The organism is Miniphocaeibacter halophilus, from assembly GCF_016458825.1.
GTDB classification, from domain to species: domain Bacteria; phylum Bacillota; class Clostridia; order Tissierellales; family Peptoniphilaceae; genus Miniphocaeibacter; species Miniphocaeibacter halophilus.
The window spans coordinates 1,121,004-1,141,840 of the sequence record NZ_CP066744.1 but is presented as its reverse complement, the minus strand read 5'-3'; the positions used below and the strand labels follow the sequence as shown (position 1 = coordinate 1,141,840).

Here is a 20,837-nt window from a genome sequence, read left to right as displayed (position 1 = left end):
AATTTAATAAGGTGAATACCTATTATGCTGATTCTCTAATTATTAATTTAGTAGGAAATGTGATTTTTTCAGATTTTTTAGAGGGGTTTTCAATTTTTTCTTTTATTAATTCCATAGCTTTTTTCCCGATCTCATACTTGTTTTGTCTTATTGTACTAAGTCTTGGTTCAGAAAAATCAGATATTGAAATATCATCATATCCGATTATCGAAAAATCTTTAGCAATGGTAAACCCCGCTTCTTTAATAGCTCTAATAAATCCTAAAGCAACTAAATCGGAAGTACAAATAAAAGCTGTTGGTAAGTCTTCTATATTATGATCCTTTAAAATCTTCTTCATATATAGATATGAATTAATTAATTTTTCAGTTTTTAAACTTTCTTCAATAAATAGCCAATTCTCATCAAAAGATATTTTATTAATTTCAAGCCCTAGTCTATAACCTAAATATCTATTTTCAACATTTGATAAATTAAGAAATTCTGCAACGAATCCAATTTTTTTATGCCCTTTTTCCACTAGATAGTTAACACATTTTTTCATAGAGTTTATATCATCTGATACTATTGAAGATACGTCCAAATCTTCAATAGTAACGTCTATAACCACAACAGGTATATTATTTTCTCTAATACTTGTTAGTTTTTGTCTATCTGGATTTCCACCAATAAATATTATTCCATCAATGTTGTTTTCTAAAAAATTATTTATAGCTTTTTTTTCACTAACTTCATTATATTCTGTATTACTGATCATTATAGAATAGTTTTCTTTTAAAGCTATATCAGAAACTCCCTTTATTACATTTGCATAATATTCATTTGATAAATCGGGAACAATGAGTCCAACAGAGTCGCTTTTAGCAGTTCTTAAACTACTCGCAACTCTATTGGGTCTATATTTTAATTCTTTAATAGCTTTTTCTACTATAGTTCTTGTTTCTTTAGAAATTTTAGCGGTATTGTTCATAACATGTGATACTGTTGATTTAGAGACACCGGCTTTATTTGCAACATCTTGAATCGTTACTTTCTTTTTCAATGATATTACCTCCACTAATTAGTTGTTCACATGTTATTATATCAAACTAATATGAACTATTATTTGTTAATTTTCTTTTTTTCATTTTTATATGTCCCGATTCCTGATACAGCTAAAAATATTGCCACTACAGGAGTAATCCAATTTAGTATTGCCCAAGGAATATAATCTATTGTACTTATGCCTAAAGTCTGAACAAAAAATATTGCTGCTGGAGTCCATGGGAATAAAACCTCTAACATAGTACCTGCATCCTCGGTTGTTCTTGATAAAACCTTTCGACTAATTCCATTTTCATCATATTTTTCTCCAAAAATATCAGCTGTTACAAAACTGCATGCTATTCCATTTGAAGTAATACCAATCATGGCAATTGCTGTAACTAGAGAAGATATTATTATTGCAGCTCTTGTTTTAACCTTGCCAAAGATTACATTTGCCACTGCTGGCATTGCGTTTATAGAATTAAGAGTCCCTACTGTTGCTAGAATAGATGTTGAGATCGGTATTAGATTTCCCAACTCCCAAAATCCACCTTTTTCAAAAAAACCTATAATATATGCTTCACCTTTAACAGGCAATGAATATTTAAACCAGTCTACCATTTCTAGTTTAAACCCACTATGTAAACCATCTAAAATATTAGTAAAAGTAAAGTTCTGAAATATAAATGCAAATACAAAAGATATAAAAGCACCTACAACCATAACAGGTAAAACTGGCTTTCTCATTGCAGAACCAATTAATACAATCAGTAATGGTATTATCAATAAAATATTAAAATTGAACATTCCGCTTAAATCATTAAGTATAGTTGTAACCCTTGGATCATTGATACTTCCAGCCGTTGCAGGAAACACAAACCCGGCTATGGTAAATACAATTAACGAAATAATTGTTGAGGGTACTGTCGTCCATAACATAGAACCTACATGATCATAAAGATCGACTTTCGAAGCTATAGCAGCCATATTAGTAGTATCAGATAAAGGTGATAATTTATCTCCGAAATAAGCACCGCCTATTACTGCACCTGCCACAATTTCTGGCCTAGCTCCAATAGCATTCCCTATTCCCATTGCCACAACTCCAATTGTTGCAGCCGACCCCCATGAAGTACCAGTAAATATGGAAAACAACGCTGCTAAGATCAAAGAAATAGCATAAATAAATTTTGGATCTATAATCTTTATTCCATAATAAACCAACATAGGCATTAGACCACTCATTATAAATCCTGCTATCAATGGTCCTATTACTATAAGTATTAATAAACCGGGTAAAGCATCACTTATAGATTTTGTCATAGATTTAAATAATTCATCCCATGAAATATTTGTAGTTAATAAAATAAACACAGAAATACATGAGGCAGATATGAACATTATAGTTTCAATATCTAAAGCCGCATCTGGATTTCCTTTTAATATTGGTAAAAACAAACCCAATATTATTACTAATAAAAATATTCCTACAGCAGTAAACTGTTTACCTAATGTAATATTTTTTTTCATTCTACTCCTCCAAAATTGTTATTTACTATAATCCTAAGCATCGATTTCATTTTAATGAAATCGATTTAATTAGATTTTAACTTTTATTTTAAAATTTGTCAAGCGATACCATTATTTATATTTACAGTTTATCTATTTAATCTTTATTATTTGTAATCATTGAATATACTTACATTTTATAAAATCGATTTTACATTTTTGCATAAATATTGTATTATTAAATTACTATAATTCTAAATAATAAATTTTCAGGAGATAAAGTATGAATAATGTTTTACAAAGATATGAAGAAGCTAAAGTTTGTTATAGTAAATATAATATAGATTTAGAGTCTTGTTTAAAAAAATTAAAAAAAATTAGAATATCTATTAATTGTTGGCAAGGTGATGATATAAGAGGTTTTGAAAATAATGGCAATAATTTAAGTGGAGGAATAGATGTAACTGGAAACTATCCCGGAGTACCTAGAAATCCGGAAGAATTGCGAAGTGATCTTGAGGTAGCCTTGAAACAAATACCTGGTAATCATAAAATTAACTTACATGCAATTTATGCTGAAAGCAATGGAGAAAAAATTGAAAGAAATAAAATAGTACCAGAACTTTTTGATAATTGGATAAATTGGGCAAAATCAAATAATTTAGGTTTAGATTTTAATCCAACACTATTTTCTCACCCCTTAGCTGATAATGGTACATTATCTAGTATTGATAACTCCATTAGAGATTTTTGGATAGAGCATTGTATATCATGTAGAAAAATAGGTGAATATATAGGAAAAAAACTAAACGATCAATGTCTTACAAATATTTGGATACCTGATGGCTCTAAAGATATTCCCGCTGATAGATTAGGACCAAGAAAAAGATTGAAGAAATCTTTAGATGAAATTTTTTCTATAAATCTTAATCCTAAATATATTATTGATTCTGTAGAATCTAAGTTGTTTGGTATAGGTCTTGAATCCTATACAGTAGGTTCTCATGAATTTTATATGAATTATACCAATGGGAAGAGTGTATTATATTTATTAGATGCTGGTCATTTCCATCCTACTGAATATATTTCAGACAAAATCTCATCCATGCTTTTATTTAAGGATAAGCTTGCTCTCCATGTTAGCAGACCTGTTAGATGGGATAGTGATCATGTAATAATCTTAAATGATGAACTAAACGAAATTTCTAAAGAAATAGTTAGAAATAATGCCATTGACAAGGTATTGATAGGTTTAGATTTCTTTGATGCTAGTATTAATAGGGTTGCAGCTTTGGTTATAGGAACAAGAAATATGTTAAAATCTTTATTACTTGCTTTACTTATGCCTAATGATTACCTTGTAGAGCTTGAAGAAAAAAAAGATTTTACCAGTAGATTAGCAATTATGGAAGAGTTGAAAACATTTCCTTTTGGCGATGTATGGAATTATTATTGTCATATTTCAAATGTTCCATTAGAGTCAGAATGGCTTAATATAATAAAGAAATATGAGGAAGATGTTTTTTTAAAAAGAAAATAGTAAAAAACATGGTTCAAAACTCTGAGCTTGAACTGTATTTCTTTCTTGCTTAATAATGTATTGACTATATTAATATTCTAATAAGAATTATTCTGAAATATGATCTATTGTAATTAACAAGCTATTTTAAAAAATAAGCAACTTCATATATTATTGTATATTAATCTTTAATGATGCCAATCAACATTTAAATCTAAAAACCTAGTATGTTGTTTTATTAATTATATATTGCATACTAGGTTTTTTATTAATCATAATATTCTATTCATCTGTATTATCTGAATTATCTTTTTCTTGTTTATTTTCATTTAAATTATCTTTTTCTATTTTATCTTCTTCCTTTGTAGTTTGTTCTTCTTTTAATTTACTTACTTCCTCACCTATTTTATCACCGGCTTTTTTAACATAGGACTTAACTTCTTCAAAATCCTTATTTAATTCTTCTTTTTTAATGGTTCCCTTAACTAATGCATTACCTATGGTAAATCCTATAGCTGAAAATATAAAAATATACATTCCTGTACCTGAAAAGTTTGCTGATTCACCAAAAAAATCAACGGTTTTGCTCTTATTATACATAATAGATAGAACAATGCTAAGTATTCCTAGGGTAATACCTATAATCTTATTATATTTTTCTCCCTTAAGAATTTTATAAACTGGGTAGATAAAAAATATAAGAAATATAAAACCCTGTTGTTGAAAACCACTGGTTTTGGCAAATCCCATATCTACCCAAGGCATAAATAAAGATATTACACCTATAATCGATGATATTATTACAATTTTTTCTCCTAAATCAAATTCATTAAATTTTTTCATATACATTCTCCTTTTTATTAATTATCCTAAATTAAAATGTTGTAAATACAACTCCCCTATAATATTATAATATTTATATTTATAATTTCAATATTTATTCAAGTTTTTCTATAAATCCTAGTCAAAAAATTCTATTTTGTTGTAAATTAATCTTTATTAAAAAATAGATTAAGTCTGAGTATATTATTACTTATACTATTTATCTTCATCTAGTTACTTTCTTGGTTAAATAGTTAATTAATTAACAATCAATCCGATTCTTAAACTATTACTTTTCTAATTACAATAACTGAAAGTTATTAAATCACTAATTATATAAAATCTTTTAGTATCCTATTCTTCAAATAGCTAAATAAAAAGTGTTTTTAATAAAATATATTATCATTATAGTTGTTTTTTTAAAGACAAAATAAAAAATCATCTAAAGTTATTAACAATAACCTTAGATGATTTTAGTTTTCTTACTAATTAATCTCTTATTTGAATTTTTCTATATCAAAAGGAGTTAAAAGCCATTCTTTATTTGGCCAATTTTCAACTTCTGCTATATTTTGTAAAGCTTTTATACAGAACTCCACTATTACTTTTGATGGATCATCATATTTTAGTATGTCCTCTAATAATAAGAAATACTCAGCTTTTTCAGGACTATAATATGCTTCTTTTGGTTCTATTGGTAGGTCGCTAATATCTTTTTCCAAGAATGGATAAGCAAGAATAAACAGACTAGGATCATCGAAACTCTCATCTCCTGGCCAGAAACCAAATTCTACAAATTGTTCATTAAATGCAACTTTTTCTATGATTCCTTCTCCTGTAAACGGTTTTTCTTCACCTGCAAATAAAACCGTAGTCATATCAAATGTTCCCCAGAACAAGGCAGGTAATATTTTTTTACCTCTATATGCAGACGCAAAATCTAAAAGTGCATTTCTTACTAAGACACATATTTCAAAATAATTTAAGGCGCTTCGTCTGTCAAAATCTATTTTATTTGTTTGCTCATTGAAAGGTGTTGTAAAAAATACTTCTTGAGGTACTGGATAAATTTTAACAGGATGTCCTATACTATCTAGAATTTTTAAATAATCCTCATAATAATCTGCAACTGAAGCATTATCCCTTAATAGAAATTTAGCTGTTTTTCCACTTGTACAAATTGCCTTAACACTTCCTTCGTGTAAGTTAAGTTGAACTTCAAAACTATAGCCATGATCATTAATAAGGCCTGTTGTAAAACCTACGGCTGTAATATTAAGTAAAGATTGATTCCATTCCGGTTGTGGGGACATTTTTTCCAACTTCGTTTTTCCCATCATTTGTAGAATCATGTGCATGGTAATATTGGTATCTCTCCAACTACTATACTTTTGTAACTTTTTCATATAATCACCTCATTGATTTATTATATTATTTTATGGTATATATATTAATAATATGTATAAATTAAATTTATATATATCTATATTATTAATATACATTAATTATAACACAATATATGTAAAAGGAGGTTGTATTGATTTCTCAAGTGTGGGAGTCATTAATGACTCGCTCAGATTTTTATATTGAACTAATATTAGAACATTTAACAATTTCTATTATTGCTATATTAATAGCCGGTCTTATAGGTTTAATAATAGGAATTTTAATAAGCGAATACAAAGGAGCATCTGAATTCGTCTTAATGTTTATTAATATTATATATACTATTCCATCAATATCCTTGTTGGGATTATTAATTCCTTTTTCAGGAATAGGTAATAAAACAGCTATTATTGCTTTAATAGTGTATGCTTTACTACCGATGGTTAGAAGTACCCATACAGGAATAACCAATATAGACGATAATATAATTGAAGCTGCAAGAGGCATGGGAAGTACAGATTTTCAAATACTTTATAAGATACAATTGCCCCTTGCTTTTCCTGTAATAATGTCAGGATTAAGAAATATGGTTATTATGACCATAGCCTTAACGGGTATTGCATCTTTCATTGGAGCAGGTGGATTAGGTGTTGCTATTTATAGGGGTATAACTACAAACAATATGGCTATGACCATAGCTGGAAGTTTACTAATTGCTATTTTAGCCTTTGTTTTAGATTTTATACTAGGTAGATTGGAGAAATATGTAAATAATAGAAGTAGGAAAAAACTTGTACCTGTTTTAGCAGTATTAGCTATTGGTATTGTAACTTTAGTTACTTTAGTAGCTTTTCCTATGAAAAAAGAAAAAATTCATGTTGCAACAAAACCAATGACCGAACAACAGATAATGGGTGAAATGCTTAAATACTTAATTGAAGATGAATCCAATTTAGAAGTGGATATTACCCATGGAGTTGGAGGAGGAACTTCAAATATTCAACCGGCTATGGAAGCTGGAGAATTTGATATTTATCCGGAATATACAGGAACTGGATGGAATGTTGTACTGAAACAAGATGGAATTTATGACGAAAGTATGTTTGAAGAAATGCAAAAGGAATATAATGATAAATTCAATATGCAATGGTTGGGAATGTATGGCTTCAACAATACTTTTGGCCTTGTAGTAGATAAGGATATTGCTGAAGAACATAATATTAAAACCTATTCTGATTTAGCAAAGTATACACCTGATTTAGTTTTTGGAGCAGAGTATGATTTCTTTGAAAGAGAAGATGGCTACGATGCTTTAAGCGAATTATATGGATTTAATTTCGAAAAAGTAGTAGATATTGACATTGGATTAAAACACAAAGCAATGGAACAAAAGGAAATCAATGTAATGAATATATTCACTACTGACGGGCAACTAAGTAAGGCTAATGTTGTAGTCCTTGAAGATGATAAGGGTTTCTATCCTTCATATATATGCGGTAATGTTGTAAGAAATGAAGTTTTAGAAAAACATCCTGAACTTAAGGATATTATATCTAAAACCGATAATTTAATAAGTGAAGCCGAAATGGCAAACTTAAATTATCTTGTTGAAAGCGAAGGACAGGATCCAAAAGTAGTGGCTAAAACATTTTTGGAAGAAAAGGGATTACTTAAATAAATAATAGAAAGGTTAATATAATGGAACAAAATTGCCATATTCAATTTAAACATGTAGATAAATTCTATGGTGAAAACAAACTTATACAAGATTTAAATTTCTGTATAGAAAAAGGTGAATTTGTAACCTTAATAGGTAGCTCTGGTTCTGGTAAAACAACTATTTTAAAGATGATAAATGGTTTAATACCTATAAACTCCGGTGAAATTTTCATAAACAATAAAAATATTGCAAATGAAAATATGATAATGCTAAGGAGAAATATTGGCTATGCTATTCAAGGCTCTGTACTTTTTCCACATATGACAGTTGAAAAGAATATATCCTATGTTCCTAACTTATTAAATAAAGGAGATAAGGAAAGAACTAGGAAAACTGTAAAAAAATGGATGGATATTGTAGGACTAGAAAAAGATATGCTATCTAGATATCCTGATGAACTTTCAGGAGGTCAACAACAAAGAGTAGGAATTGCTAGATCTTTAGCAGCAAATCCCGATATTTTACTAATGGATGAACCCTTTGGTGCTGTTGATGAAATAACAAGAAAACAGCTACAAGAGGAAATAAAAAGAATTCATAATGAAACAGGTATAACTATTGTATTTGTAACACATGATATAAGAGAAGCTTTAAGCCTAGGAACTAAAATCATGATATTACAAGAAGGAGATATTGTACAATACGATACACCAGAAAAAATTAAAGAAAATCAGCAAAATTCATATATTAAAGATTTATTAGGCGAATATATAGATTTTGAATAAATAAATAAAACATATGTGACTTGTTATTTAATGTATATTAAAACAATAATTATTACCGGAATAAAATAGGAATCTTTCTATTTTATTCCGGTTTTTTATTTTTTATAACTAGCAGTAATGAATAATTTTATACCTAGAAAATATTAATATTGACAAAAAATTTTAAAATATTATAATGTATATACTGACATATACACTTAAGTACACTTGTAGTTTGCTAGGAGGAAAAATGAAAATACATATTAGTAAGCATTCCCCTAAACCTATATATGAACAGATTTCTTCACAAATAAAAAATTTAATACTCAATAATAAATTAAAACCCGGAGATAAATTACCTTCTATGCGTGAATTAGCCAAAATATTACAGGTTAGTGTAATAACAACACAAAAAGCATATGAAGAACTATTAGAAGATAATCATATTGAAACAATAGTAGGTAAAGGAACTTTTGTAAAAAAAAGCAACACTTCTTTTATTTTAGATGAACAATATAAAGAATTGGAGGATAAAATGGAAGAAACTGTTAGACTTGCAAAACAATACAAAATAAAAGAAGAATATTTAATACAATTAGTTAAAGAGTTTTATAGAGGAGAAGATATTGATGGATAATGTAATCCAATTAAAAAATATTAACAAAAATTATGAAGATTTTTCTTTAGACTCTATTTCACTAAATATACCTAAAGGATATATAACAGGTATAATTGGAGAAAATGGAGCTGGAAAAACAACATTATTAAAAATAATTATGCAATTAATCAATTCTGATAGTGGAGAGATTTATATTAATGAAAAAATAATTAATCCTAGAAACTATAAATTATTTAATTTTATTTACATTATTTACGATAGTATTAACTTAAATGAAAAATTAACAATTGAGCAATATGGTAAAGTTTATGGAAGGTTATATTGTAATTGGGATAATAATTATTATTATAAATTAATAAATGATTTCAAGCTACCTAAAAACAAACAAATTAATACATTTTCAAAAGGAATGAAGGTAAAGGTAAATTTCGCTTTAGCTTTAGCTACAAAACCTAAAATACTTTTGCTTGATGAGGCAACTTCTGGCTTAGATCCCTTAATTAGAGATGATATTTTAAACCTGTTATTAGAATTTGTTCAAGACGAAACCAATACTGTATTAATTTCATCACATATTATTTCAGACTTAGATAAAATTGCAGATAAGTTAATTTTTTTGCACAAGGGAAAGGTATTTTTAGATGAAATGACCTATAATATCGATAAACAATATGCTATAGCCTATTGTGATATTAATGAATTAAATACTTATCTACCTTATTGTCTAGCATATAAAGAATATAAATTTGAATTTAAACTTCTTATAGATAAAAAAGAAAATTTACTTGTGGACTTTCCAGATATGAAAGTTGAGAAAGCCTATTTTGAAGATATAATAAAAATTATTGGAAAGGGGATTGTTTTATGAAAGGATTAATACTATATGATTATTTATCAGTTAATAAAAAACTTTTAAATAAATCCATATTAACATCAATAATATTTACTATAACATTAAGTGTGTTTTTTATTCAAGGAACCTTTACATCACTGCTGATTAATGCATATTTACTTAGTTTAATTGCCTATATTCCTATGGCTTTGTTTGAAGATAATTCAGAAACAGATAGTTTTATGCGTACCTTAACCTTTCCTATTAGTACAAGCAAAATAGTTCTTAGTAGGTATTTAGCTGCTTTTTTGTATTTAAGTATTTATTCTTTAATATTTGGAATTGGTATAATCTTAGCAATAATTGTAAATGGAACTGTAAAGCTTTATTTATATCCCTATTTAATAACAATAGTTACAGGAATTCTTTTGTTATCATTAGGATTAATCAGTAATTTTTCCAATAAAAGCCATTTAATTAATTTATTTATAGTTTCTGTTTTTGTTTTAATTTTATATTTAATTTTAAGTAACTTCCAAATGGAAAGTATTTTATATTGGATAAGTAATCTACCTAATTACTTTTATATAACTACCGGAATAATCATATATTTGTCTTTATTACTTATTTCTTTTTTTATTTCTACAAAATTACTTAGCTTTAAATTATCAAGGAGATAATTCAAGAAATGTTTCACGTGAAACATTTCTTGAATTAAATTTTATTATAGGAGTCATTGTTTTTAATGTAAAAAGATATTTTGTTTCACGTGAAACAAAATATCTTTTATTTTCCAAAAAACCGATTTATTATAGCTATAGATTAGTATTAATATTTATTTTAAAGACCTTAAAACTCATTTTAAAGCCAAAGCCCTATTTTTCAACATTTAAAAGGCTAGATTGTTATTTTTTTATCTCTAATAGTAAAATTAAAATCCAGTACTGTAATCTAACTTACATTTAAAACTATATTTCCATTATTAAAAAATAAATTGCTAAACAGTTTTTATTCTCTTAAGATATTTAACTATATGTATTAAATTAAGTATTGTAAGGTAAATTTTTTCTTTAATTAAGCAAATAAGTCCTATGTCCTATTATTTGAATATTCTCTATGATATAATCAACTTAGTTATGTAATAAAACAATTATTAGTTTATGAGGTATGTTTTGACAAATAATTTAGCTAATAATAGTTGTGAAACTTTTAATGTAAGTGAAGAATTAAAAGATTTACAAGCTATTGAAAAATCAATTATAAAAAGATACAGAAAAAACATTTGGTCCAAATTCATTAAAGCTATTAAAGAATATGAGTTAATACAAGATGGTGATAAAATAGCCGTTGCTATTTCCGGAGGAAAGGATAGTTTGCTACTGGCAAAATTATTTCAAGAACTTAAAAAAAATGGAAAAAATAATTTTGAAGTTGAATTTATAGCAATGGATCCAGGTTATCATAAGGATATTAGAAAATTACTTGAAAATAATTGTAACTACTTAAATATTCCCGTTAATATTTATGATGCTGATATTTTCGAAGTAGCTGATAAAATTGCTGGTAAGTATCCATGTTATATGTGTGCAAGAATGAGAAGAGGTTCATTATATGCAAAAGCTCAGGAACTAGGGTGTAATAAACTAGCTTTAGGCCACCATTTTAATGATGTAATTGAAACGAATTTATTAAATATTTTATGTGCAGGTAATTTTAAGACTATGATGCCTAAACTTAAGGCTCAAAACTTTGAAAATATGGAAATAATCAGACCCTTATATTTAATAAAGGAAGAATATATTATAAGATGGATGAATTATACCGGCTTAATGCCATTGAACTGTGCTTGTATGGTATCAGCGAAAAAAATTGGTTCTACTAGGGTGAAGATTAAACAGTTAATTGAAGATATGGAAAAAGATGGTTTTACAAATGTGGATATCAATATTTTTAGGTCTGCACAAAATGTTGAATTAGACCGAGTTTTAGGTTATTCTAAAAATGGAGAATATCATAATTTTTTAGATGACTATTAATAATATTTTGGAGGTATTATATGAATTGCTTATATGCAAAAATTTTAGACGATTTGTACTACATTGGTGCCAATGACAGACAGACAGCTTTATTTGAAAATATGTGGCCACTTCCTGAAGGAGTGTCCTATAATGCATATTTAATAAGGGACGAAAAAACCGCATTACTTGATACTGTTAGAATTAATAAGGTTGATGGTTTCATTAATAAGGTTTTAGAGGTTTTAGATGGAAGAAAATTAGATTATTTGGTTATTCATCATATGGAACCTGATCATTCCGGATGTATAACAGATATTTTAAATCTATTTCCGGATCTTATTTTCGTAGGAAATAAGAAAACAAAATCCATGCTTTATGACTTTTTAGAATTAACTCCTGATGACGATAAATTCATAGAAGTTAAAGATGGTGATGTTTTGGACTTAGGGAAAAGACAATTACAATTTGTAATGACTCCAATGGTTCACTGGCCTGAGTCTATGGTAAGTTATGAACCAAATGACAAAATACTTTTCTCCCAAGATATATTTGGTGGCTTTGGTACTGTTGATGGTGCTATATTTGATGATCAGGCAGATTATAATATTTTTAGGTCTGAAACAAGAAGATATTATTCCAATATAGTAGGTAAATACTCAATGATGGCTGTTAAAGCTATTGAAAAGGTAAAGCAATTAGATATAAATATAATTTGCCCGGTACATGGTTTTGTTTGGAGGGAAAATCCACAAACAATTATTGACGATTATGAAAAATGGGCTAATTATGAAGTAGAAGACGGTGTTGTAATAGTCTATGGCTCAATGTATGGCAATACCGAGGGAATGGCTGACCATTTAGCTACTTTCCTTGCTAAAGAAGGAGTAAAGAACATAAAGGTATTTGATGTTTCTAAAACTCATGCTTCATATATTTTAAATGAAATATGGAGATACAAAGGCCTTATACTAGGTTCTGCTACTTATGATAATAGTGTATATCCTAATATGTATAATTTATTAAATGTTCTAAAATATAATAAAATTAAAAATCATGTATTGGGAATTTTTGGTTCCTACGGCTGGAGTGGTGGAGCTGTTAAGGATTTAAAAGCCTTTGCTGAAACCGGAAAATACGATGTATTGGAAACAGTTGTAGAAGCTCGAGGTACAATGCATAAAGAAGAAGAAGATCAACTTCGTTTACTTGCTAAGGAAATGGCTGAAAAATTAAAATAGATATAATCCAAATAGTCCTAGAGTAATTCTGGGACTATTTTTTTTAACTTAAATTACTATTATTACCGAACATATGTTTGCTTTTAAGGATTTTATATGGTAAAATTTTTTAAAGGTGATTATATGGGCGATTTATCAAAAAAAATTCAAATACTTACAGATGCTGCAAAATATGATGTTTCCTGTTCTTCCAGTGGAAGTAGTAGGAGGAACACAAAAAACGGCCTAGGTAACGCTAATATTTCCGGCATATGCCACTCCTGGTCCGAAGACGGAAGATGTATTTCTCTTTTAAAAATACTTTTAACTAATAAGTGTATTTATGATTGTGATTATTGCATTAATAGAGCAAGTAACGATATTGCTAGGGAGATTTTTTCCATTGATGAAATAGTCGAACTTACCATTAACTTCTACAAAAGAAATTATATTGAAGGCCTTTTCTTAAGTTCCGGTGTTTATAAAAGCCCGGACTATACAATGGAATTGTTAATTTCCATTGGGAAAAAATTACGTGAAGAAGAAAATTTCAACGGTTATATACATATGAAAGCAATTCCCGGCTCTTCTGAAGAATTAATAAGAGAGTTAGGCAAATACATAGACAGGGTAAGCGTAAACATAGAACTTCCTTCAGAAAAAAGTCTTAAAATATATGCTCCTCAAAAAAAATATGAAAAAATAATTACTCCTATGAGTATTATAAAAAACAGCATAATTGAAAACCGATTCGATAAAAGAAAATTTAAAAAAACTCCAAATTATATTAATGCAGGACAAACTACTCAAATGATTATAGGAGCAAGTAAGGAAACAGACTATGAAATAATAAAAAAATCCGAGGAACTTTATAAGTCCATGAAGATGAAAAGAGTATATTATTCTGCCTTTGTTCCTGTTTCATCATCTAAGCTTCTAGCAACTATTACTGAACCACCTTTAAGAAGGGAACATAGGATTTATCAAGCTGATTTCCTTTTAAGATTTTATAACTATAAATCCAATGAAATACTAAATGAAAATAACCCAAATTTTGATATGAATTTAGACCCTAAGGCTAATTGGGCATTAAATAACCTACATCTATTTCCAATGGAAATAAACAGGGTTTCTTACTACCAACTACTACGTATACCTGGACTTGGACCAACATCTGCCAAAAGAATAATCTCTTACAGAAAATTAGGGAAATTAAAATATGACGACTTGAAAAAAATAGGCGTTGTATTGAAAAGAGCTAAATATTTTATAACGGTAAATGGAGAATATAGAGGTTTAAGAGAGGACAATAGCCTTAAGATCAAAGAAATGTTAGCTATTTCCGATACAAGTAATATACAACAATTGAGTTTTATAAGCTAATGATATATTTGTATGATAACAGCCTTATGGGTTTCCTAACCTGCATATATTATGGCTATAAAAATTATAAAGATTTGGAAAATATTCAAGAAAACAATATACAGATGAATATCTTCTCCAAGTATAAGTATATTGAAAGTGAAGAAGAAAAATCTAATATTATAATTGACTATTTAAGCTCAAACTTTAATAAAGATTTAATAAACTCCATATATAATGTATTTCTTTCAAATAGCATGGAAAAGGAAATGACTATTTTAAATACAATTATCCTAGCAAGAAAATACGGTAATAGGGTTTTAAATGTTCCAAATAATAATATTTTTAGATTTAATAGAATAGAAAGAAATGTATTGTTTGAAAAACATAGATTTGAAGGGCTTTTAAGATTTTCAGAAATCCAAAACGGATTTTTATATGCTCCCTTTGAACCGGAAAATAATATACTACCCTTGTTAATAGGTCACTTTGTTAACAGGTTGCAAAATCAACAGTTTTTAATACATGATGTAAAAAGAAACTATGTAGCTATTTATGAAAAAAACAATTTAGATTTTTTTGATGTTGAGAAGTTAAATATTGAATACTCTGAAGATGAAATAAAATATCAAAATCTTTGGAATATATTTTTTAAATCCATAAGTATAAAGGAAAGGAAAAATTTAAAGCAACAAGTAAGCTTTATGCCAAAAAAATATTGGAAATATTTAATAGAAAAGAAATGATTATTGTTTCTTTTCTATTTTTTATATAATCAATTAAAAATCAATTAGTTTTTAATTATAATTAGTACTATAATCTATTTATAGGATAAGTGAAAGGAGATACTCTATGAAATACGATTTTACAACAAGTCCAGATAGAAGAAAGATGGGCTCTGCAAAATGGAAACAAATGCTTAACTGGTCACCTAATATTCCAGATGATATAGTTCCTTTATCTGTAGCTGATATGGAACTGGATAACCCTCCTGAAATAAAAGAAGGTTTGTCTAAGTTTGCACTGGAAGCTGTTTATGGCTATACAGTACCTACAGATGACTATTACGACGCTGTAATATCTTGGATGAAAAGAAGGCATAACTTTAATATAGAAAAGGAATGGATAGTTAATACATCCGGAGTAGTAACGGCATTTTATAACGCTGTAAAAGCATATACCAATATTGGTGATGGCGTTATTATTATGACTCCTGTCTATTACCCATTTTATAGCTCCATAGAAAAATCTAAAAGAAAATTAATTAAAAATCCATTATTAAACAAAAATGATTATTATGAAATAGATTTTGAAAATTTAGAAAAATTATGTAAAGAAGAATCAAATAAGCTAATACTCTTTTGCTCACCTCATAATCCTATTGGAAGAGTTTGGACAAAGGAAGAGCTGAAAAAATTAGAAAAAATCGTACTAGAGAATAATATGATAATAATTTCTGATGAAATACACCATGACTTAGTTTTACCTGGATATAAGCATACGGTTTTTCAAACACTATCAAATGAAATTGCTGAAAGGACAATAACCTGTACTGCACCAAGTAAATCCTTTAATTTAGCAGGACTTGCTTGTTCAAATATAATAATTAAAAATGAAGATTTAAGAAATAGATTTATAGAAGAAATGGAAAAATCAGGTTCTACAATGGTAAATATCTTCGGCTACGAAGGGTGTAAACTAGCCTATAATAAATGTGAGAACTGGTTAGAAGAACTAATAGATTTAATAAATATCAATAAAAACTTAGTAGAAAACTTCTTTAAAGAAAAATATCCAAAAATAACAGTTACCAATATGGAAGGAACCTATTTACAATGGATTAATTTTAAGGTATTAAACATGGACAAAGACCAACTTGAAAACTTTATGCACAAGGAAGCCTTTTTTATTACAGATGAAGGTTATATTTTTGGTGAAGAGGGAGTAGGCTATGAAAGAGTTAATTTAGCTCTTCCAACTGATAAATTAAAAATATGTTTAAAACATTTAGACAGGGCATTAGAAAAAGTATATTCATAAAATAGCAGAGTAGAAAATATATTCTATTCTGCTATTTTTCTTCAATTTGCTTTTTGTAATTTTCTCCCCAAATATGAAGAGCATCTAAAACAGGTTTTAAACTATAGCCTATTTCTGTTAATGTATATTCTACTTTAGGTGGTACTTCAGCATAGACCTTTCTTGTTAAAAGTCCCATTTCTTCCATTTTCCTTAAATTTGACGTTAAAACCTTTTGAGAAATTGTTCCTATGGATTTTTTTAATTCTCCAAATCTCTTAGTACCGTCTATTAAATCCCTAATTATTAAAACAGACCATTTGTTAGAAATTAACATCAAAGTCACTTCTACCGGACAGGCTGGCATATTAGTCATAAAATCACCTCCAATAGTTACTAAAATATACTAAGTATCAAAAATGTATTTACTTTACAAATACTACTATAGCTATTATTATAAAGATAGAGACAAGATATTTCAATAAGCAAAAGAGCCTAAAAGGAGGAAATCTTATGAAAATTGGAATAATAGCCGCTAATGGAAAGGCAGGAAAACTTATAACAGCAGAGGCAGTAAGTAGAGGGCTTGATGTGACGGCAATCGTTAGAGGAGAAAATAAGACAGAGGCAAGTAAAGTAATTACAAAGGACATCTTTGATTTAACCTACGATGATTTAAAGGATTTTGATGTAATAATCGACGCCTTTGGAACTTGGTCTAATGAAACTTTTCCTATGCACTCTACAAGCTTAAGACATCTAGCAGATATTTTAAGTGGAAAAGACAATAGATTATTGGTAGTTGGTGGTGCAGGTAGCCTTTACATAGACAAGGAACATAAAACAAGACTGATGGATACACCTGATTTTCCTGAAGCCTTTATGCCTTTAGCAACAGCTATGGGGAAAGCTCTAGATGAATTAAGAAAAAGAGATGACGTTAAATGGACATATATTAGTCCGGCTGCTGATTTTCAAGCAGATGGAAAAAGAACCGGAGAATATTTACTAGCAGGTGAAGAATATACTACAAACGCTAATAATGAAAGCCTAATAAGCTATGCCGATTATGCTATAGCAATGATTGACGAAGCAGTTAATGGAAACCATATTCAAGAAAGAATATCTGTATTGGCCAAATAGTTAAAATAGTATACTATTAAAACACATATTTATATTTAAATAATTATAGATATGTGTTTTTTATATTTATCAGATAAAATTGCCATAATTTGTTTTTACTATATTATAATAATAAATATATTACCATATGATATAATATGCTAAAAATCAAAGGGAGGCTTAGTATGAAAATAAGAACAATGTCTATTGATGACTATGAAAAAATCTACAATCTATGGATAAATACCCCAGGTATGGGACTTAACAATATAGATGATTCTAAAGAAGGTATTAATAAATTTCTTAAAAGAAATCCTACAACTTGTTTTGTGGCATAAAAAAATAATGATGTTATCGGTGTAATTATCTCAGGACATGATGGTAGAAGAGGATATATATATCATACTGCTGTAATCCCTAACGAAAGGAATAAGGGCATAGGAGGATTATTGCTAAAAGCCGCTTTAGACGCTTTGGGAAAAGAAGAAATAAATAAGGTTGCCCTTGTAGTATTCTCTAAAAATAAAATTGGTAATACTTTCTGGGAAAAACAAGGCTTTACTTCTAGGAAAGATATAATTTATAGAAATAAATTAATTTCAGAACTTATTAGAATTGATACCTAAAATATAGTTATTAGTACCTATATTCATATCTTATTATTAAGATACTATAATTGGAAAATTAAAAATAAAATACAAAAAGTTAATACTTACACTTAAGATGTACTATAAATCAGAGATTTCGCTTTATAGGTACATCTTTTTTAGTAAATTTGCCAAAACCCAACTATTGTGTTATTCTATTAGTACATTAATAATTAAGGAGTGTGAAACATGATAAAAATAAAGGAATTTAAGAAAACTATTGTCTTGTTTTCAATAATTTTAATTGCCTTGGTCATTACTGCTTATACTGGAGATTTTAATGAATTTGGATTGGAAAATACAATTGCTGAAAATACTCTAGATGAAAATGCTGCTTATACATTAGAATAATAAAATAAAAAGTCGTATATATAAAAAAAGAATTTTTTAATTTTAATCATGGCCATTGGTTTATTTGTTTTTTCTAGTTGCAATTCAAAAAACAATAATACAAGCTCAGAAAAACCAGCTAAAAAAGAAGAAAATTAAAATAGTTGATCTTTTAAATAATAGAGTTATTAAGGAAATCAGAGAAGAAGATAAGGACTTTTCAAAAATAACAATATTTTTCGAAAAATTAAAAGATGCTATTAATGAAGAGGAGTATGAATCTTTGGAAGAAGATATAGATTCAGTAAAGGATGCTTTTTCTCCTTCAAAAATACCGGAAGGTTCAACAGAATATTTAGAATTTAAATTTTACCAAAGTAAAACAGAAACAGTTTTAGGCAAAAATGATGACAAAATGCTAAACACTAAGAATGTTATTTTATACAAGGACAGTCCCTACATAAGTATGAAAATTTTGGATACTTTTGAATCAAATTTAAAAATATCCCAAGAAGATTATGATTATCTAATAGAACTGGCAAGCTAAATCCAATTTGTGATTTAGCTTTTTTATTTAAAGAATTTTTCTAAGACCTTCTTCTTTTTTAATGTTTGAGCAACAATAAACTTAATAAAAAGTAATACAACAATAAAAATAGTTAAGGGAAGTTTATACTTATCATAAATATTTGTAAAAATAAAATAACTTATAAGTATTGTTGCAGCCAAAGATAAGAAATCTAAAATAATAAGCCTATAGTAATTTTCTTCCTTTATGAAATTTCTCATATAATTGTTAAAATCCAATTTCTTATCCAATAATTTTCCAATAGCAAAAGGAGCTAATATAAATATAGCCATAAATATTTTGGAAATAGTAGACAATATTATTATATATAGTATTAAGCCAATTATTTTCATGCTTTTCTCCTAGAATATATATGTATGCTAATAGAGTATATCAAATATTTATAATTACTATAATAGATGAAACTAATAACCAAAATAGTATATCAAATATTTAATTTATTAAGCCATAATTATTGGTATTATTATAATAGGATTTCATTATTAATAACTATATGTAAAAAATATATACGACAAATATTACTATTGGAGATACTATGATTAAAAAAATTGAAGATATAAATACAAAAATTAAAATATCAAGCTATATATTAAATGATTTACCTACCTGGTTTGGCTTACCCGAAAGTACTAAGGAATATATTGAGAAAAGTTCAGAAATGGATTTTTGGGCATATTATATAAATAATTCCCCTGTAGGTTTCATAGCTCTTAAGAAAACCAGCACTAGTACAGCAGAAATTTATGTTATGGGAATTTTAAAAAAATATCATAAGCAGGGTATTGGTAAAAAGTTATTTGAAGAATTTTTTAGATTTGCTAAAAATAAGAACTACGACTTTATTCAGGTAAAAACAGTAGCCAAGGGATTTTATAAGGAATATGATACAACAAATCTTTTCTATAAATCATTAGGCTTTAAGGAATTAGAAATTTTTCCAACCCTTTGGGACAAATGGAACCCTTGTCAAGTTTTAATAATGTCGACAAAGTAGTTTTACGCTATACTAATAGTAGGTGATATTATGAGATATAAAAATCCCAATATGAAAAAAATTAGGGGTTCACACATCCTTTTAGTTTCTTGTGGCTACTGTAAGTACCCAATTGCTAAATACCAAAAAGTAGGAAATAGCGGTTTAATTAAAATGTACAATGAAAGAATTATTGAAGGTAATATCGATTTTTCAAAATACCATGGGGCCTTGTTTTGTCCCAACTGTAAAGAACAAATTGCTACAAGATACATTACAAAAAGAGATAAGAAAGAAGCCTATAGACTTCATCATGGAAAATTTAACAAGAAAAAGATTTAAAATAAAATACTATAAATAATTCTTTACAAATATAAGAACTTAATATAAAAAAACTAAAAATAATCAATCATCCTTAATCTT

24 protein-coding genes are annotated in these 20,837 nt (G+C 27.6%); 18 read left to right on the top strand and 6 right to left on the bottom strand.

Translation table 11 applies throughout. The annotated features are described in order from the left end of the window. Positions 1–22: 22 nt before the first annotated feature. Together JFY71_RS05635 and JFY71_RS05630 are read right to left on the bottom strand one after the other, a co-directional pair. Positions 23–1,042 carry a LacI family DNA-binding transcriptional regulator gene (locus JFY71_RS05635; protein WP_243662066.1) on the bottom strand — a complete coding sequence of 340 codons (1,020 nt, stop codon included), beginning with the start codon at positions 1,040–1,042 and terminating at the stop codon, positions 23–25. Between the two features lie 59 nt (positions 1,043–1,101). Continuing rightward, positions 1,102–2,556 (bottom strand): Na+/H+ antiporter NhaC family protein, encoded by a 1,455-nt coding sequence (locus JFY71_RS05630; protein ID WP_243662065.1) that lies wholly within the window; start codon positions 2,554–2,556, stop codon positions 1,102–1,104. Positions 2,557–2,818: 262 nt separating this feature from the next. On the opposite strand from JFY71_RS05630, the gene rhaA reads away from it, so the two are divergent. Continuing rightward, a complete protein-coding gene (rhaA, locus tag JFY71_RS05625) occupies positions 2,819–4,075 on the top strand; it encodes an L-rhamnose isomerase (RefSeq protein WP_243662064.1) in 1,257 nt (418 codons plus the stop codon). Between the two features lie 261 nt (positions 4,076–4,336). Here rhaA and JFY71_RS05620 read toward each other — a convergent pair whose 3' ends face one another. Next, positions 4,337–4,897, bottom strand: a complete 561-nt coding sequence (locus JFY71_RS05620) for a hypothetical protein (protein ID WP_243662063.1) — start codon at positions 4,895–4,897, stop codon at positions 4,337–4,339. 476 nt (positions 4,898–5,373) lie between these two features. Continuing rightward, positions 5,374–6,282 carry a DUF5996 family protein gene (locus tag JFY71_RS05615; RefSeq protein ID WP_243662062.1) on the bottom strand — a complete coding sequence of 303 codons (909 nt, stop codon included), beginning with the start codon at positions 6,280–6,282 and terminating at the stop codon, positions 5,374–5,376. 158 nt (positions 6,283–6,440) lie between these two features. Here JFY71_RS05615 and JFY71_RS05610 point away from each other — a divergent pair, with 158 nt between their 5' ends. The 10 genes from JFY71_RS05610 to JFY71_RS05565 all read left to right on the top strand — a co-directional run bounded on the left by JFY71_RS05610 (position 6,441) and on the right by JFY71_RS05565 (position 16,774). Next, positions 6,441–7,940 (top strand): ABC transporter permease/substrate-binding protein, encoded by a 1,500-nt coding sequence (locus tag JFY71_RS05610; protein WP_243662061.1) that lies wholly within the window; start codon positions 6,441–6,443, stop codon positions 7,938–7,940. Between the two features lie 20 nt (positions 7,941–7,960). Next, on the top strand, positions 7,961–8,707 hold the full coding sequence (locus JFY71_RS05605; RefSeq protein WP_243662060.1) for an ATP-binding cassette domain-containing protein: 747 nt from the start codon (positions 7,961–7,963) through the stop codon (positions 8,705–8,707). Between the two features lie 229 nt (positions 8,708–8,936). Continuing rightward, complete coding sequence (locus JFY71_RS05600) at positions 8,937–9,323, top strand: GntR family transcriptional regulator (protein WP_243662059.1); 387 nt, start codon at positions 8,937–8,939, stop codon at positions 9,321–9,323. Then, positions 9,316–10,173: an ABC transporter ATP-binding protein gene (locus JFY71_RS05595; protein ID WP_243662058.1), complete on the top strand. Its 858-nt coding sequence runs from the start codon at positions 9,316–9,318 to the stop codon at positions 10,171–10,173. Before JFY71_RS05600 ends, JFY71_RS05595 begins: the two co-directional genes overlap by 8 nt. Further along, positions 10,170–10,817: an ABC-2 transporter permease gene (locus JFY71_RS05590; RefSeq protein WP_243662057.1), complete on the top strand. Its 648-nt coding sequence runs from the start codon at positions 10,170–10,172 to the stop codon at positions 10,815–10,817. The genes JFY71_RS05595 and JFY71_RS05590 overlap by 4 nt, the downstream gene beginning before the upstream one ends. Positions 10,818–11,309: 492 nt before the next feature. After that, positions 11,310–12,173 (top strand): tRNA 2-thiocytidine biosynthesis TtcA family protein, encoded by an 864-nt coding sequence (locus JFY71_RS05585; protein WP_420846431.1) that lies wholly within the window; start codon positions 11,310–11,312, stop codon positions 12,171–12,173. A gap of 20 nt (positions 12,174–12,193) precedes the next feature. After that, on the top strand, positions 12,194–13,393 hold the full coding sequence (locus JFY71_RS05580; protein WP_243662056.1) for an FprA family A-type flavoprotein: 1,200 nt from the start codon (positions 12,194–12,196) through the stop codon (positions 13,391–13,393). 123 nt (positions 13,394–13,516) lie between these two features. Continuing rightward, complete coding sequence (locus JFY71_RS05575) at positions 13,517–14,755, top strand: putative DNA modification/repair radical SAM protein (RefSeq protein ID WP_243662055.1); 1,239 nt, start codon at positions 13,517–13,519, stop codon at positions 14,753–14,755. Further along, positions 14,755–15,480 carry a TIGR03915 family putative DNA repair protein gene (locus JFY71_RS05570; RefSeq protein WP_243662054.1) on the top strand — a complete coding sequence of 242 codons (726 nt, stop codon included), beginning with the start codon at positions 14,755–14,757 and terminating at the stop codon, positions 15,478–15,480. Before JFY71_RS05575 ends, JFY71_RS05570 begins: the two co-directional genes overlap by 1 nt. Positions 15,481–15,586: 106 nt before the next feature. Continuing rightward, complete coding sequence (locus JFY71_RS05565; RefSeq protein ID WP_243662053.1) at positions 15,587–16,774, top strand: MalY/PatB family protein; 1,188 nt, start codon at positions 15,587–15,589, stop codon at positions 16,772–16,774. Positions 16,775–16,805: 31 nt separating this feature from the next. Here the strand turns inward: JFY71_RS05565 and JFY71_RS05560 are convergent, their stop codons facing one another. Then, complete coding sequence (locus tag JFY71_RS05560; RefSeq protein WP_243662052.1) at positions 16,806–17,129, bottom strand: winged helix-turn-helix transcriptional regulator; 324 nt, start codon at positions 17,127–17,129, stop codon at positions 16,806–16,808. 137 nt (positions 17,130–17,266) lie between these two features. Here JFY71_RS05560 and JFY71_RS05555 point away from each other — a divergent pair, with 137 nt between their 5' ends. From JFY71_RS05555 to JFY71_RS05535, 5 genes are all read left to right on the top strand, one after another. Beyond that, positions 17,267–17,896, top strand: a complete 630-nt coding sequence (locus JFY71_RS05555) for an SDR family oxidoreductase (RefSeq protein WP_243662051.1) — start codon at positions 17,267–17,269, stop codon at positions 17,894–17,896. A gap of 164 nt (positions 17,897–18,060) precedes the next feature. Then, positions 18,061–18,213, top strand: coding sequence for a hypothetical protein (locus JFY71_RS05550; protein ID WP_243662050.1), 153 nt, complete (start codon positions 18,061–18,063; stop codon positions 18,211–18,213). A gap of 15 nt (positions 18,214–18,228) precedes the next feature. Continuing rightward, on the top strand, positions 18,229–18,501 hold the full coding sequence (locus JFY71_RS05545; RefSeq protein ID WP_263457764.1) for a GNAT family N-acetyltransferase: 273 nt from the start codon (positions 18,229–18,231) through the stop codon (positions 18,499–18,501). Between the two features lie 210 nt (positions 18,502–18,711). Next, complete coding sequence (locus tag JFY71_RS05540) at positions 18,712–18,873, top strand: hypothetical protein (protein WP_243662049.1); 162 nt, start codon at positions 18,712–18,714, stop codon at positions 18,871–18,873. Between the two features lie 64 nt (positions 18,874–18,937). Continuing rightward, positions 18,938–19,399, top strand: a complete 462-nt coding sequence (locus JFY71_RS05535; protein ID WP_243662048.1) for a hypothetical protein — start codon at positions 18,938–18,940, stop codon at positions 19,397–19,399. A 23-nt stretch (positions 19,400–19,422) separates the two neighbouring features. Here the strand turns inward: JFY71_RS05535 and JFY71_RS05530 are convergent, their stop codons facing one another. After that, complete coding sequence (locus JFY71_RS05530) at positions 19,423–19,773, bottom strand: hypothetical protein (RefSeq protein ID WP_243662047.1); 351 nt, start codon at positions 19,771–19,773, stop codon at positions 19,423–19,425. Between the two features lie 203 nt (positions 19,774–19,976). On the opposite strand from JFY71_RS05530, the gene JFY71_RS05525 reads away from it, so the two are divergent. Both JFY71_RS05525 and JFY71_RS05520 read left to right on the top strand, forming a co-directional pair. Then, positions 19,977–20,435: a GNAT family N-acetyltransferase gene (locus JFY71_RS05525; RefSeq protein WP_243662046.1), complete on the top strand. Its 459-nt coding sequence runs from the start codon at positions 19,977–19,979 to the stop codon at positions 20,433–20,435. Positions 20,436–20,465: 30 nt separating this feature from the next. Then, positions 20,466–20,756 carry a hypothetical protein gene (locus tag JFY71_RS05520; RefSeq protein ID WP_243662045.1) on the top strand — a complete coding sequence of 97 codons (291 nt, stop codon included), beginning with the start codon at positions 20,466–20,468 and terminating at the stop codon, positions 20,754–20,756. The last annotated feature ends 81 nt before the right edge of the window (positions 20,757–20,837 follow it).

Excerpts from the sequence above, each read along its gene's own strand:
- JFY71_RS05630 (WP_243662065.1), bottom strand. The coding sequence starts at position 2,556 with ATGAAAAAAAATATTACATTAGGTAAACAGTTTACTGCTGTAGGAATA.
- rhaA (WP_243662064.1), top strand. The coding sequence starts at position 2,819 with ATGAATAATGTTTTACAAAGATATGAAGAAGCTAAAGTTTGTTATAGT.
- JFY71_RS05620 (WP_243662063.1), bottom strand. The coding sequence starts at position 4,897 with ATGAAAAAATTTAATGAATTTGATTTAGGAGAAAAAATTGTAATAATA.
- JFY71_RS05615 (WP_243662062.1), bottom strand. The coding sequence starts at position 6,282 with ATGAAAAAGTTACAAAAGTATAGTAGTTGGAGAGATACCAATATTACC.
- JFY71_RS05610 (WP_243662061.1), top strand. The coding sequence starts at position 6,441 with ATGACTCGCTCAGATTTTTATATTGAACTAATATTAGAACATTTAACA.
- JFY71_RS05605 (WP_243662060.1), top strand. The coding sequence starts at position 7,961 with ATGGAACAAAATTGCCATATTCAATTTAAACATGTAGATAAATTCTAT.
- JFY71_RS05600 (WP_243662059.1), top strand. The coding sequence starts at position 8,937 with ATGAAAATACATATTAGTAAGCATTCCCCTAAACCTATATATGAACAG.
- JFY71_RS05595 (WP_243662058.1), top strand. The coding sequence starts at position 9,316 with ATGGATAATGTAATCCAATTAAAAAATATTAACAAAAATTATGAAGAT.
- JFY71_RS05590 (WP_243662057.1), top strand. The coding sequence starts at position 10,170 with ATGAAAGGATTAATACTATATGATTATTTATCAGTTAATAAAAAACTT.
- JFY71_RS05580 (WP_243662056.1), top strand. The coding sequence starts at position 12,194 with ATGAATTGCTTATATGCAAAAATTTTAGACGATTTGTACTACATTGGT.
- JFY71_RS05575 (WP_243662055.1), top strand. The coding sequence starts at position 13,517 with ATGGGCGATTTATCAAAAAAAATTCAAATACTTACAGATGCTGCAAAA.
- JFY71_RS05570 (WP_243662054.1), top strand. The coding sequence starts at position 14,755 with ATGATATATTTGTATGATAACAGCCTTATGGGTTTCCTAACCTGCATA.
- JFY71_RS05565 (WP_243662053.1), top strand. The coding sequence starts at position 15,587 with ATGAAATACGATTTTACAACAAGTCCAGATAGAAGAAAGATGGGCTCT.
- JFY71_RS05560 (WP_243662052.1), bottom strand. The coding sequence starts at position 17,129 with ATGACTAATATGCCAGCCTGTCCGGTAGAAGTGACTTTGATGTTAATT.
- JFY71_RS05555 (WP_243662051.1), top strand. The coding sequence starts at position 17,267 with ATGAAAATTGGAATAATAGCCGCTAATGGAAAGGCAGGAAAACTTATA.
- JFY71_RS05550 (WP_243662050.1), top strand. The coding sequence starts at position 18,061 with ATGAAAATAAGAACAATGTCTATTGATGACTATGAAAAAATCTACAAT.
- JFY71_RS05540 (WP_243662049.1), top strand. The coding sequence starts at position 18,712 with ATGATAAAAATAAAGGAATTTAAGAAAACTATTGTCTTGTTTTCAATA.
- JFY71_RS05530 (WP_243662047.1), bottom strand. The coding sequence starts at position 19,773 with ATGAAAATAATTGGCTTAATACTATATATAATAATATTGTCTACTATT.
- JFY71_RS05525 (WP_243662046.1), top strand. The coding sequence starts at position 19,977 with ATGATTAAAAAAATTGAAGATATAAATACAAAAATTAAAATATCAAGC.
- JFY71_RS05520 (WP_243662045.1), top strand. The coding sequence starts at position 20,466 with ATGAGATATAAAAATCCCAATATGAAAAAAATTAGGGGTTCACACATC.